The organism is Candidatus Omnitrophota bacterium (genome assembly GCA_041650805.1).
GTDB lineage: Bacteria > Omnitrophota > Gorgyraeia > 2-01-FULL-45-10 > 2-01-FULL-45-10 > JBAZKM01.
Genome location: JBAZKM010000011.1, coordinates 51756 through 65008, shown reverse-complemented (window position 1 = coordinate 65008; position 13253 = coordinate 51756). Strand labels below are relative to the sequence as shown.

General features: G+C 54.2%; 11 protein-coding genes. All 11 read right to left on the bottom strand.

Annotated features, from left to right (window positions below; genetic code table 11):
* Window positions 1–2: 2 nt before the first annotated feature.
* The 11 genes from WC515_07900 to WC515_07850 are packed head-to-tail and all read right to left on the bottom strand — an operon-like array spanning window position 3 to window position 13055.
* Complete coding sequence (locus tag WC515_07900; protein MFA5147282.1) at window positions 3–1463, bottom strand: radical SAM protein; 1461 nt, start codon at window positions 1461–1463, stop codon at window positions 3–5.
* A gap of 11 nt (window positions 1464–1474) precedes the next feature.
* On the bottom strand, window positions 1475–2434 hold the full coding sequence (locus WC515_07895) for a class I SAM-dependent methyltransferase (GenBank protein MFA5147281.1): 960 nt from the start codon (window positions 2432–2434) through the stop codon (window positions 1475–1477).
* Window positions 2421–3161, bottom strand: coding sequence for a glycosyltransferase family 2 protein (locus tag WC515_07890; GenBank protein MFA5147280.1), 741 nt, complete (start codon window positions 3159–3161; stop codon window positions 2421–2423). The genes WC515_07895 and WC515_07890 overlap by 14 nt, the downstream gene beginning before the upstream one ends.
* Window positions 3158–4186, bottom strand: a complete 1029-nt coding sequence (locus WC515_07885; protein ID MFA5147279.1) for a Gfo/Idh/MocA family oxidoreductase — start codon at window positions 4184–4186, stop codon at window positions 3158–3160. Before WC515_07885 ends, WC515_07890 begins: the two co-directional genes overlap by 4 nt.
* Window positions 4183–4668: an acyltransferase gene (locus WC515_07880; GenBank protein MFA5147278.1), complete on the bottom strand. Its 486-nt coding sequence runs from the start codon at window positions 4666–4668 to the stop codon at window positions 4183–4185. The genes WC515_07885 and WC515_07880 overlap by 4 nt, the downstream gene beginning before the upstream one ends.
* A gap of 48 nt (window positions 4669–4716) precedes the next feature.
* Window positions 4717–5802, bottom strand: a complete 1086-nt coding sequence (locus tag WC515_07875; protein ID MFA5147277.1) for a glycosyltransferase family 4 protein — start codon at window positions 5800–5802, stop codon at window positions 4717–4719.
* Window positions 5799–7349 (bottom strand): radical SAM protein, encoded by a 1551-nt coding sequence (locus WC515_07870; GenBank protein ID MFA5147276.1) that lies wholly within the window; start codon window positions 7347–7349, stop codon window positions 5799–5801. Before WC515_07870 ends, WC515_07875 begins: the two co-directional genes overlap by 4 nt.
* A gap of 8 nt (window positions 7350–7357) precedes the next feature.
* Window positions 7358–8467: a DegT/DnrJ/EryC1/StrS family aminotransferase gene (locus WC515_07865; GenBank protein ID MFA5147275.1), complete on the bottom strand. Its 1110-nt coding sequence runs from the start codon at window positions 8465–8467 to the stop codon at window positions 7358–7360.
* Window positions 8468–8480: 13 nt separating this feature from the next.
* Window positions 8481–9731, bottom strand: a complete 1251-nt coding sequence (locus WC515_07860; GenBank protein ID MFA5147274.1) for a glycosyltransferase — start codon at window positions 9729–9731, stop codon at window positions 8481–8483.
* Window positions 9713–11044: a hypothetical protein gene (locus WC515_07855; protein MFA5147273.1), complete on the bottom strand. Its 1332-nt coding sequence runs from the start codon at window positions 11042–11044 to the stop codon at window positions 9713–9715. Before WC515_07855 ends, WC515_07860 begins: the two co-directional genes overlap by 19 nt.
* Window positions 11037–13055: a 6-pyruvoyl-tetrahydropterin synthase-related protein gene (locus tag WC515_07850; GenBank protein MFA5147272.1), complete on the bottom strand. Its 2019-nt coding sequence runs from the start codon at window positions 13053–13055 to the stop codon at window positions 11037–11039. The genes WC515_07855 and WC515_07850 overlap by 8 nt, the downstream gene beginning before the upstream one ends.
* Window positions 13056–13253 lie beyond the last annotated feature (198 nt).

Below are 13253 nucleotides of genomic sequence, written 5' to 3'. Positions count from 1 at the left end.
TTTTACTTGATCTGAATGCGGCGGCGCATGGCGTCTTTGAGGCGCCTGAGTAGGCCGGAATAGGTCAGTTTGCGGTAGAGGTAGTGGAGGTGCGAATTGGAGCGAAGTTTGTCGACGAGGACCTTGCTGAGTATCTTTGAGAGCGGTTTATGACCCTTATAGACGTTATAATCGAACCATATGAAGCTGCGCTGGATATCGCGCTTTGGGAACTCCGGAAGGTCGAGCGTCGCCTCGCACCGTTCCAGCGCATTCTTCGTCTCGCGTAAGAGGCCCCGCTCCCTGCATACGCTGTAGAGCTCGGTCCCCGGATACGGGTAGAAGATGCTCGTAGCGGTCTTATCCGGCTGGCAGAGGCGGTTCATGCGGACCGTCTCCTTGAAGTCATCCGGCGTCTCCCCCGGTATGCCTACGAGGTTATACAGGTTCACCCTGAAACCGTACTTGCGGGCCAGCGACACGGCCTTTGAGACGTCGTCGTTGGAATAATGGCGCTTTAATATATCCCGGCGGACGCGTTCGCTGCCTGATTCGAGGCCGATATTGAGGAATTTGAAATTGCTCCTCCTGAAAGCGGTAAATAGGTCGTCTAGTTCCATATTGGGCGTTATTCTCAGGTTCACCCCGAAGGAGAGCGGCTCCTTGAGCGTACGGTTCAACTCCTCGAGCCGCGAGGCGAGTTCGAGCGCCCATGCCTTATTGACGCCGACCGTCTCCACCTCGAGGTAGAAGTCCCTCTTTTCAGGATACGCTGCTATGATCGACTTTATCTCTGCCGCTATATTGTCCGGGGAACGGAAGCGGACGTACGTGCCCTTCGCCAGTTTCCTGAAGGCGTGGTTACTGCAGTAGGTACATTCGAAGGGGCACCCCCTGCCCATCGCCACCGACTCCTGCACCCTCTCATCCTCTATGAGACCGCGCCAGATCTCCCTGTCAGCGAACGGGAGCTCATCCAGGTCCTGGAAGGGCCGGGGCGCGTTCTTCTCCACCGCGTTCCCTCTCTTTATCCAAAGGTTCGGTATCGACGCCGGGGCCATACCCTTTTCAAGCTGAGAGACGAGCTCAAGCACAGGATGTTCCCCCTCGCCGACGCAGAGCGCGTCGAAATTGTCTCTTATGACCTCGTCGGGATTGAGAGACGCGTGGGCTCCCCCGATAACGAGAAATATGCCGGGATATCTCTCTTTCGCATAGTCCGCCATCTTTGCGATGAAAGGGTATTCACTGCTGACCGACGTAAAACAGATGACTTCCGGGGAGAAGGTCTTTATGGCATCGTCCAGGCGGGTCCTGTTCTTCCTGCCGAATAACCTGCTCAGGACGACGAGCTTCGTGGAATGGCCATGCGCCTTCAGGAGCGCCGATATACAGGATATGCCGAAATGTGTCTCCTTCGGCGTCTGGAGCGGCCTCTCCGGGGAAAATATTTCATGCGCTGAATAGACGAACAGGACATTCATGATAAAGACCGTTATCTTTCCCTGTAGTATCGTCCGGTTATTGTCTTGAGGAAGGTGACGAGGGCCCTCGCGAACGCCTTAAGGGCCGCTATGGCCGCCCCCTCCCGGGCGAACTTCGGCAGCTCTTTCCGTAAGACCGCCGCCTTTACGCTCTCTTCATCCATGCCGTTGATCGCGGGATAAGTCAATAGTCCGGCCCTCTTCCCGCGGATGGCGACGAGCGTCACCCTGTCCTTCGGTTTAGCATGCTCTAAGGGCGCCAGACATTCGTAGACGCTCGTGAAACCGAGATCGCCGATGACCCGGATGAGGGACGCTTTGGAGAATATGAAGCTCCGCTCGTTATCAAGCGCATTCCACAGGAGCTTCTCTTTTGCCTCTTTCGAAAGGCCCTTCCGGAACTCGCTGGCATAGGTCCCGAAATAAGACCGGCCGCGGTGCTCGACCCTGGTGTCCGGGTTAAGCGCTATGTGCGTATCGATGACCAGGAAGCGCGTAGAGAGATCATAAATATTCTCGAGCAGGCCGAAGATATCCGGCAGGTCTATATGGTAAAGGAGCCCCAGGCACAGGACGACGTCGAACTTCCCGTATTTCTTGACAGAGATATTCCTGACATCATCTCTTACAAAATTTATGTTCTTTATGTCGAGCGCGCCTTTGACGAATTCGGCCTTCTTCAGGTTCGCGGATCTCGCCTCCACCCCCATGGCGTATGTCACACCGCGGAGGCCCGCCTCTATGGTGTACAGGCCCTCGAACGAACCCAGGTCGAGGATCTTGAGCGCGCCGAATTCCCCGCACGAAAGATCGCTCAATACCTGCATCACACGCCTCAGTTTTACGGTATCATAATTCAGCTTATCGTCTATTGTGTAAAGCCCTTCGCCGAGGCGTATATTGTGCGCCGTCCACGGGCCGCACTCTCCGGCTATCGCTCTTTTGGCTTCGGGTATCTTATCTTTTTCCATCACCGCTATCCCCTCTTTTATCGCTTCCGGAATAGACCGAGTACGCGACGCGGAATATATCTGCCAGAGCCGCCAGCAGGAGGCCGGGTTTCACGCCGTGCGACCGGCCGGTTTTACGCGAAGATACGCTGACCGTATAGCTGGTTATCCGGTAACCGGCCCGCGCGGCCCGTATCAGGCGCTCCGCTTCGGAGAAGGGCGACACCGATACGATAGGGAATCTCCCGATTATCTCGCGCCTCACGAGTTTGACGGCACCCGCATCGAATGTGCGGACGCCGAATAGGATCACCGGAACGGCGTTGAAAGACCACGATATGAACCGGCGCACCGGGCCGTACGGCTTTTCCTTTCTCGCGGCGACCACTATATCCCAGTCCCTTGCGAGCGGCAGCATCTCAAGGAGTATACCGGTCGGCCACTGTCCGTCCGTTGCGTTCAGGAAGACAAAATCTTTCTTTGCCTCTTTATACAACTCCTCAAAGGTGCGGCGTATCCCGAGATTGGCCTTATGGTGTATGACGCGCATGCGCCCCAAACGCCCGGCGCAGTCATCTATCACGGCGCCCGACTTATCGGAAGAGCCGTCATCGCATACGATGATCTCGTAGTCGATCCCGGACCCGGAAAGCAGTCCGTGCGCTTCCTGCAGGACACCGCCTACCGTGGCCTCTTCATTATATACCGGGAAGCAGACGGATACGCCGGGCAGGACGGTTGAGGTCATTTCGCTATCTTCATCGTGTCGAGGTTGACGGGGCGGCCGTGGTTTCCCATAGATAGAGTTGCCGCTTCGAGTATCTTCACTACCCTGAGGCCGGATTCCGCATCGGTGACGGGACGTTCTTTTCCTTCTATACACTTGACGAAATGGGCTATCTCGGTATGGAGCGCCTCCGTTATATCCAATGCCGGCGCCCACATGTCGCCGGTCCTGTAACTGACCAGCATATTGTATATGCTCGTGGCATCGCTCTTGACCTTGATACCCTTATCATAGACCTTTACCTTCTCGCTCGGTTCCAGTTCGTCATATACTATCATCTTGCTGCTCCCGCCTATGAGTGTCCGGCGGACCTTGACGGGCGCAAGCCAGTTGACATGTATATGGGCGATGAGGCGGTCCCTGAAAAATAACGTTAGATACGCGATATTCTCCGGCTGTCCCGCCACATGGCTCATACCTGTAGCGGAGACCGCATAGGGCGCGCGCGGGAGGATATAGTCCATGACCGAGATGTCGTGCACGGCCAGGTCCCATATCACGTTCACGTCGTGCTGGAAGAGGCCGAGGTTCACACGGACCGCGTCATAATAGTATATATCCCCGAGCTCCTTACTGCGCACAAGTTCGCGGATCTTCCTCACCGCTCCCGTGTAGACGAACGTGTGGTCCACCATTAGGACGCGCTTGCGCCTTTTACTTTCCTCTACCAGTTTGGCGGCCTCGCGGTACGTAGCCGCAAGCGGTTTTTCGGCCAGGACGTGCTTGCCTGCCCGGAGCGCGTCGACGGCTATATTGAAATGTGTGGATATGGACGTAGCTATGGCTATGGCATCGATGCCGTCATCGGCCAGGAGATCGCGATAGTCCCTCGTCGTCTTTATGAAAGGGTAGCGCTTGGCCACTATGGCCAGGCGCTCCGGGCGGAGGTCACTGACCGCCGCTATCTGGCATCCCGGTATCTCGGCAAAATTACGTACAAGGTTAGGCCCCCAATAACCGTACCCTATGACTCCCACGCGGATCATCGCTCGACTCCTTTTTTACGCACATCTCCTATTACCCTGGAGGGCACACCGGCGACTATCGCATGGCCGGGGACATCTTTCGTGACTACTGCTCCGGCGCCGATTATCGCCTTCTCCCCCACGGTGACACCGCACATGATGACGGCATTGCTGCCGATAGATGAGCCGCGCTTCACGCGTATAGGCGTCACGGCCCAGTCCTCATCCGTCTTCATCTTTCCCGATGCGGTAGCCCTGGGGTAGCGGTCGTTTATGAAGATGACGCCGTGCCCTATAAATACCTCATCCTCTACGGTCACGCCCTCGCATATGAACGAATGGGATGATATCTTGCAGCGCTCGCCTATAACGGCGTTCTTCTGTATCTCGACGAACGCCCCTATCTTTGTGCCGGCGCCGACGACACACCCGTAAAGGTTGACCAGCTCCGGCTGCGGTATGACAACACCCTTTCCCAGACGGACATCTTTGGCTATCGGCATGGATATACTCCTTAGGTCATTTCAGTATAACATCAGAATGTGGACGGGTCAAGCCGCCATCTTCTTGACTATCTCTACCAGCACATCGGTATTCCCGGTCAGGGAGCACTTATCCAGTATCGTCTCCCTGCCCCTTGCGCCTATCCTTCTCCTGAGGGATCCATCCTCTATCAGCGGCGAAAGGACCTCCGTCCATTCGCCGGACTTCACGAAGAACCCGTTCTCACCGTCTTTTATTATCTCCGCGTTGGTCGGCGTATATGAGACGACTGCCGGTATACCTACGGACATATACTGGAGCATCTTACACCCGAGTTTCCCCTTCGTCCACTCGTCATCCGGCATCGGCATGACCCCGATGTCGAACCTCCGGAGCTCCTTGACCTCGGTGTCATAACTCCATGCGATCCGTTCGAACGGAACGCCGGGATCGTCATACCGCCCTATTCCTATGAACCTGAACCGTAAGTTACCGTATTTCGAAGCGAGCTCTTTAAATATGCGGTCGAGCATATGCAGGTATACCGTCGTCGCCGGCGAACCTATCCAGCCTATCACCACCTCGGCCTGGCGTCCCTGCCTTTCCCCGGCGGAAAAACGGTCCGTATCTATAGGACCCGGTATCTTGAATACATTGCCGCAATAGTTCGACACGAAGCTGCCTATATACTCGTTCTCTATTATGACACACCTGGATACACGGAGTACATGCACGACTTCGCTCTTCTTCACATACTTCTTGATCTTCCCTATGATACTCTCTTCTTTCTTGTCCGGCAGGTATATGGCATCGTCTATATCGAATATTATGCGCGGATTGACCAGGCGAAGCAGGAGCTCCAGGCGCATGGGGAACGTAGTCCTCTGCAGGAAGACCGCGTCGTATCTCGCGGATACCGCTATTATCGCGAGGAGCCGGAAGAGGCGCTCGACGAATATGTATAAGTAGTACAGGAACTTCGCCGGCGGGGCGAAGTCCGGCGACATTATCATAACCGATGTCGAAAATCTGGAGATGGCGGAGAAGACGCGGCACTCTATGCCGCGGGCCTTTAAATGCGGGATATACTGCATCACCCTGTACCGTGTAGCAGGCGCCTGTTCCGTCCCGTAAGGGACAAAGAGCAGCCTCATTTACAAAACCCTTCCATACGACACCCCATCCTCTTCCTGAGCGTTTCGCGGAATCTCTCCGGCCTGGTCTCCGGGAGGCCCAGCATCCTCTTCGCGTCATTCAAGGTGGCGCATCTTCCCAATGTCAGCGCATATATTATATGAAGGTAGATCATCCTCTGCAATTTCTTAAATACCCGGGCATACCGCTTCCTCCGCAGGGACCTCTTCACATCCAGCCAGGTGAGCCCCTTATCCACCGCGCTCTTCAACTGAGCCATAGACCTGAAGTCCGAAAGGTTGAGATGACAATGGGCCTGGCTCGTGACCCTCAGCAGATACCCCCGCTCGTCCGGGATGAGCCCTCTCGAACGGGCCTGCTCATAAATAGGAGAGCCGGGGTACGCCGTCGCAAACCATATCTGGAGCTCATCGTCCAGTACGCCGAACTTTTCCTGCAATAGCTGTACCGACTCTATGAACCGCATCGTCTCTTTGACGGTCCCCGCATCCTCTCCCGGATGGCCGAAGACGATGTTGGACCTGCTTATTATACCATGCTTGTGGGTGATATAGAGGGCCTGATAATTCTTCTCTACGGTGACCTCCTTCTTCATAAGAGAGAGTATCTTGGGGCTGCCGGACTCTATGCCGTAACCTATGCGCTTGAAGCCCGCCTTCTTCATGGCGGCGATCATCTCCTCGGTGACGATGCCCGGCTTTCCCCCGCCGCATGCGAACCGCAGGCCCAGACCCGATGCCGCTATGGCGTCGCATAAAGATATGAACCATTTCCGGTCGACGAATATGAGCTCGTCGTTCAGCACTATAGCGGTTATTCCGTATCTCTCCTTCATCATCCGGAAATGGGCTATTATATTATCTATAGAATGGTGGCGCCACTTCTTTATAAGGCGGTAACAGAAGGAACAGGAGAACGGACACCCCCTGGAGACGACCATGGTCGTTATGCGTGAAGGTCTCCCCTTCTCCCCGAGATCCAGGCTGAATACGCTGGTGGAATATGCTATGTAAAACTCCATATCGACCAGGTCGTAAGCCGGATACGGAACGGAGTCGAGGTCCTCTATATACATCTGCTGTTCTTCGGACTTCCTGAAAGTCCCGTCGCCGCCCCTGTACATCAGGTTGGGCACCTTTTCCCACCTCTTCCCGCCGGCCATCTCCCTGAGCAGGGCCGGCGCCATCTCCTCACCCTCTCCCATGCAGACGAAATCAGCCCCCGTATATCTCTCGATCAGGTTCACAGCGCTGGGTCCGACAGATCCCCCCACAAGCTGGGGGATATCCCCGAACTCTCTCTTGAGCGAGTTGCTGAGCGGCTCCAGCTGATAATATGCGGTTATGATGCCGCTGAAGGCGATCAGGTCCGGCCTGAAATCTTTCACCATCTTCTTTATGTCGTTCTCATCCAGCGAGTACCTCACGAGATCTATGAACCTGACCTCGTGGCCGGCTTTGCGCAAACTCGAAGCGATGTAGAGCGCCCCTATATTGACGAACGCGTGGTCTTCTTTTGTCATGAGATTGATCAGAGCGACTCTCATAGATCTCCCTAACTCTCCGTAAATGCCCTGACGGCGTCCGTGACCTGCCTTATTTCATCGGGTCCCATATCATAGTAAAGAGGCAGCGATACTATCTGACGCCATACCTTTTCCGTAACGGGAAGCCTGCGCTTCCATCTCTTAAAGAACGGCTGTATGTGGTTGGGTATATAATTCACGCCGACCGATATGCCCTTCTTCTCCATATAACTCATGAACTCATCCCTTGCTCTTTTTATCTTTATAGTATAATTGAAAGGCGCCGTCCTCTTATGATCTCTTTTCAGAAGCTCTATCCCTTCCACGCCTTTGAAGAAGCTGTCATACTCCATGACAATCCTTCTCTTCTTTTCCAGGAAACCGCTCAGCTTCTTGAACTGGGCCAGACCTATGGCGGCGTTTATATTGCTCATGTGATAGCGGTACCCTTCGGTGACGACCTCGTAGAACCAGCTCCTCTTGTTCTTATAGCGCATCCATGTATCCTTGCTTATCCCCAAAAGCCGTTTGCGGCGGAGGCGCTCAGCCATCCTGGAGCTGGAGGTGACCACGGCCCCTCCCTCGCCGCAGGTCAGGCTCTTTATCGGATCGAAGCTGAAACATGTGAGGTGGCCAAAGCTCCCTATCTTCTTATCCTTGTACTCCGAGCCGAACGCGTGGGCGGCGTCCTCTATCACCGTAATGCCGCGCCTTTTAGCTATCGATAAGAGGCCGTCCATATCGCATGCCATGCCGCCGTAATGGACCGGCAGTATCGCCTTCGTCTTTCTCGTGACAAGCTTTTTGACGTCGCATATATCGATATTGAGCGTATCCGGTTCCACCTCGCAGAAGACGGGCACTGCCCCTACATTTATTATAGGCTGCACGGTGCCGGCAAATGTCAGGGACGGCACTATGACCTCATCGTCGCGCCCGATGCCGGCGCTTGCCAGGGCCAGGTGTATGGCGGTGGTGCCCGTATTCACGGCGATGGCATATCCCGCGCCGGTGTAGGCCTCGATCGCTTTCTCGAACTCATACACACAGGACCCCATGCCGAGCCACGCTGTGCCGAATACCTTCTCGATATTTTCCAACTCTTCCCTGCCGACGGACGGCCTTGCTGTAGGTATCACCTGTCTTCTCCTTCTATTTTGTTCTGTCTGTAATAAGTGAGCTGTATATCCTGCTGTACCGTTCAACCGCTTCCGTAAGCGAAAATTCTTTCTCCGCCGCCGCGGCGCACCTTTTCTTCAATCCTTCTTTCCCGTTCTTCAGCATAGAGATCACGTACTCCACGGCACCCGAATAGTCCCGTGCGGTAAAATTCCCCACGACCGCCCCAACATCATATCGCTTCACGATCCCGTCCGTATCACCGATCCCGGAATTTATTATGACCGGCAGGCCGCTGGCCAGATATTCGGCGAATTTGACCGGCGACGACGATAATTTGGAAAAGACCGGCTTTATGAAGAATATCCCGAGATCGCAGGCCGACAGGTATCCCGGCATCTCTTCGTAAGCCGCATCGATTACCGTGACGCGGCGCTCGTCTACAAGGCCTTCCTTCATCGCATCCGTCACGATCCCCCTGTCGGCGCCGGTTATTATCAAAAGATGCGCATTGCCGATATGTTTCATCGCCTCCGCAAAGAGGCCGACCATCTCTCCCAGCATGTACCATGTGCCGAGAGACCCGCTATATACGATCACGAATTTATCCTTAAGCCTCAGGCGCTCGACGACCCCGGGGTCCTTCTCCGCCCTGAATTTGAAGAGCCCGGTATCGACCGCGCACGGTATAGCAGAGAACCGCTCTCTCCCGGACTTATACCTCTCTTTCATTATGCCGAGGAATATGTCCGTCAGGACTATCACCCGGTCGGAAGACCTCGTAATGACGTCCTCGAAAAACCGGGCTGAGGTATGCCTGAATCCCCCGCGGGGCCACAGGGCCCCGTCAACATACTCTTCGGAGTCGATACCCCTCGTATCGAATATGAACTTCCGGCCGAATAGCTTCGCCGGCCCCAGACCTGCTGCAGCGGCGACTATCGCCCGCGCATGCACTATATCGATCTTATGCGCCATTATGATGTAAGAGGCATATATAAACCCTGCGGCTATATCAAATACCTTCGCCGGCACGGACGGCCATTTATGATATGTCAGGGAGAGCCACTCGACGCCGGCGCCGCCGGCAAACTGCGCATCGAGCATGGAACGGATCCGGTTTCTTTCTGAACGGTCCAGCCGCTCCTTTTCAAACGTCAGCAGGTAAAATCTTATCCCCTTCTTAGAGAGCTCCCGAAGATACGGTATGACCTGCGAGCGGACGATCGGCTCATTGATACCGTTGTACGATATGTAGAGAGACCTCACGATCCGGCTTTGCATATATCCTTACCTCTGTCCCTCATAAGTTCGAGCGCCCTTTCTATGGAGATCGCGGTGAATATGAACCCTATATAATAAATGATCGATTTCTGCCTCAGGAGTGTTCCCATATTCCCCTGGGTCAGTATCAGTATCAGTATCCAGTAAAAAAATATGAAAAGAAGGACAAAGCTTTTTTTCGCCTTTTCGGAAAACGCGATCCAGATACCGTGGACCATAAAAGGCAGGAGGGACCACCACACTATCGACTCGACATTTGCCACAATATGAGATAACTCCATAGGCCGCGCCAGAAAAGGCAGGAAGAATACGGCGCAGAACCCCAGCGGCAGATAGAGCAGCGTAGTAATATACGTGTCAGTCAGCATATCCATAAAGTAAGGGGTATTGCTGACGTAAGCGGCCGTCCGCGCGTTGTAAAGCGTCAGGGGCAGGCAATCGAATTTAACCAGGTCGAAGAACGAGGGGTGCGCGATCATCTGCACCAATGTGAGCGTGACCAATACCGCCAGTATCGCGACATTCTTCCATCTCCATCTCCACGACATGTCCAGGTAAAGAAATACCGCGAGGAAGAGCGCCAGCAGGTAATTCTTCAGCTGATATAACATCACAAGGAGCAACGTAAGGATCAAAACCGTCAATAGACGCGGTCTCTTCATCACGAATATCATGGCGAATACGACGAACATCCCGAAGAGTATAAGAGGTTCCTTGAAATTGAACATGGACCAATAGAACGTTGAAGGCCAGAATAAGAAGAGGAGAAACGTGAATAGCATGACCTGCCGCCTTATGCCGAACTCCTTCGAAATAAAATATACCGGCAGTATTATGGCAGTGTGAAAGAAGCAGTTTATGATGAGGAGCACCTGGCCGCCGTTACCCCGGAAGAGATAAAATATGACCGCGTTGTAGATCTGGTAGGGCTGGGGAAAGACGTTCTCGCCTATGAGATTATAGTATGTGAGCTGCAGGGGATCCGGGAAGATGCCGCGCCTCCACAGGCCCCCTACGATGGCTCCGAAATCCCCGTAAACGTAATCGTCCCCCATATATGAGAAACCGCAGTACTTCGTATCGATCGTCTTATCGTACATGGCCAGGCTCAGGACGATCTGTACGAAGAATGCCGCAAGGAAGAGCGCCGTCATATCGGGCACCATCCGGCCGTCCACATAGCGCCTTATGAATAGTACGCCTGAGACGGCCAGGAGCGTTATTGTTACCGCCTGCGGCATGCTGTTACCGATCAGCGCGGAAAAGAGAAATGCGGATACGCATATCGCCATCGTCTTCTTCATATCATTCATCGGACTTCTCCCTGATATTGCGTAAAGGAAATATCAGAAATGCCGCCGATGCCGCGATAGCCGCCAGCGAGATCGCGACCCATAACCGGCTGGCAGGGTCGAAGACCATATTGACCCTGCATATCCCCTGCTCCGGGAGCGAGACGGTCATCATGGCATACGCATCCCGGCCCAGCCGGACCGGCCTGCCGTTCGCCCGCGCCTCCCAGAGCGGATGATACGATACCTTGACGGATGCCTCATTGCCGGCAGATCCGTTCGACACGGTAAGGTCAACGGACCCTTCCCCTATCGCAAGCGCCAGGAGTTCTGCCTGTTTCGTAAATCTTACCCATTCGCTCCTGAAGGAGGATAACCTGAAGATGACAAACGGACCGAATCCGGCTTCTTTCAAAAAGAGCCCGGACCCTTCCAATAAGCGCGCCAGGCGAGGTTCCACGGTCACAATATACCCCGCGTTGAAGCGCTCCATCATCCCGCTTATATATATACCGTCTATGGTATCAACGTCCCTGCCGAATATCCGGCCGCCGTCGTTACGCATATATCTTTCCTGCGGGAACGGTGAGGCGGCGCGGGATGCGCCTATCTGAGCGACTCCCGTAAATACGCCGGAGACGGCGAAGACGTCGCTTCGCGAGAAGATCGGATCGTCTATATTGCCTATCGTGTCCTGGTAAACGACCCTCGAACCATCCCTGCCCGCATTCGCGCTGACCCAGGCCCAGACCTTCCGGAGATCCGCCATACTCTGCGACTCGTCCAGTGTACGCGATGCCGCGGCGGCAAAACCGGAATAGTTTGCGGCCATTGCGGCAGATACGGCGATGATCAGCGCGGCCGAAAGGATGACCTTCTTTCCGGATCTCGCCAGGAACTTCGATATGCCGTAAGCCGCAAAGAGATAGGCCCCTATATGCACATACACTAGGAACCTGTTCGTCTGGAGAGCCCCCACAAAAGGGAGCCGGCGCCACGGCCCGAAGATATTCGGGAGGATGTCGCTGAAGAGGACGAGGGCCAGCAATGTGAAAGCTACCGAACAGCCCAGAAAACGTCTTATGCGTTCATCCCCCTCCCCCTTCAGGAATATCACCAGCCCCAGGAAACTGAATATGATACGTATAAATACGGGTACCTGGGCGACGACCGACCTTAAGTCCGTAAATCCGTCCACAGGGCCTATGAGCGCTTTGGCGCTCCATTCCAATCCGGCGAAGAGGTCTTTCGAGGAATAAGGCTCAAAATAACTGCGCGAAGTCAGGAAGCCGTAAAGGTAGTATGACGCGATCGCAAAACCCAGGACAGGTATCAGGAGATAGAGGTACGCTTTGCCCGCCATCCGGCACCTGCGCATCTCCCTCATATACGGCGCCAGGTAGATGGCCAGCAGCAGAAAAGCGAATATGGCGACGAATATATGCGTCAGGATGATCGAGCCGAGCAGCAGCCCCAAAGCAACCGCCCTCCGGGGCGTAAGGGACTCGCTATAGCTGTCCAGGAGGTGAAGGAATATGAGCAGCATCCCTATCGCCAGATAATTGGTCCATACTCCGTTCAATATCCTGTCAAGGTATATGTCTTTCTGCAGCATTACGCATGCAGCCGTAAGGAGAGACGCCACCCTACCGAACCTGCGCGCAGATACCGCATAGAATCCTGCGCCGAGCAGCGCGTAGCTTGCCAGGACCATGATCTTATAAGCGGCCTCCAACGGGATCGATAATGCGGCGTTCAGAAATGCTATCGCCAGGAAAGGGAGCTGGCAATAATCTACGAGGATGGGCATCCCCGCCATATGCTGCATCGTCCAGCCGCTTATCCAGTGGTTATGCGGTATGAGGACTTGCGTCAGGTACCACGCGTCGTAATAATGGAGGGAATTGTCGTAACCCGACATGAGACCCGAGGCGAATATTCCGCGGAAGATATACCACGCCACGGCCGCTATCGCCAGATACGGCGCGAGTTCCGAAAGCAACGAAAGTGTCTTTGGATGTGAGTCGCCCATTGGTTATAATTATACCAATATAATACTATAGCAATGAGCTGAAATTAGCAAGGAATTATTTAATACGCTAATTTCCAATTCCCAATGTCAAATTCCAAATTAATTCCCAATGGCCAATGTCAAATTTGAAATTAAAAATTGGACATTAATTTGACATTTGTAATTGGACATTTGACATTAACGATGGAAGCGAGAGGC

Coding starts and splice junctions, on each gene's coding strand:
- WC515_07900 (MFA5147282.1), bottom strand. CDS start 1,463: ATGAATGTCCTGTTCGTCTATTCAGCGCATGAAATATTTTCCCCGGAG.
- WC515_07895 (MFA5147281.1), bottom strand. CDS start 2,434: ATGGAAAAAGATAAGATACCCGAAGCCAAAAGAGCGATAGCCGGAGAG.
- WC515_07890 (MFA5147280.1), bottom strand. CDS start 3,161: ATGACCTCAACCGTCCTGCCCGGCGTATCCGTCTGCTTCCCGGTATAT.
- WC515_07885 (MFA5147279.1), bottom strand. CDS start 4,186: ATGATCCGCGTGGGAGTCATAGGGTACGGTTATTGGGGGCCTAACCTT.
- WC515_07880 (MFA5147278.1), bottom strand. CDS start 4,668: ATGCCGATAGCCAAAGATGTCCGTCTGGGAAAGGGTGTTGTCATACCG.
- WC515_07875 (MFA5147277.1), bottom strand. CDS start 5,802: ATGAGGCTGCTCTTTGTCCCTTACGGGACGGAACAGGCGCCTGCTACA.
- WC515_07870 (MFA5147276.1), bottom strand. CDS start 7,349: ATGAGAGTCGCTCTGATCAATCTCATGACAAAAGAAGACCACGCGTTC.
- WC515_07860 (MFA5147274.1), bottom strand. CDS start 9,731: ATGCAAAGCCGGATCGTGAGGTCTCTCTACATATCGTACAACGGTATC.
- WC515_07855 (MFA5147273.1), bottom strand. CDS start 11,044: ATGAATGATATGAAGAAGACGATGGCGATATGCGTATCCGCATTTCTC.
- WC515_07850 (MFA5147272.1), bottom strand. CDS start 13,055: ATGGGCGACTCACATCCAAAGACACTTTCGTTGCTTTCGGAACTCGCG.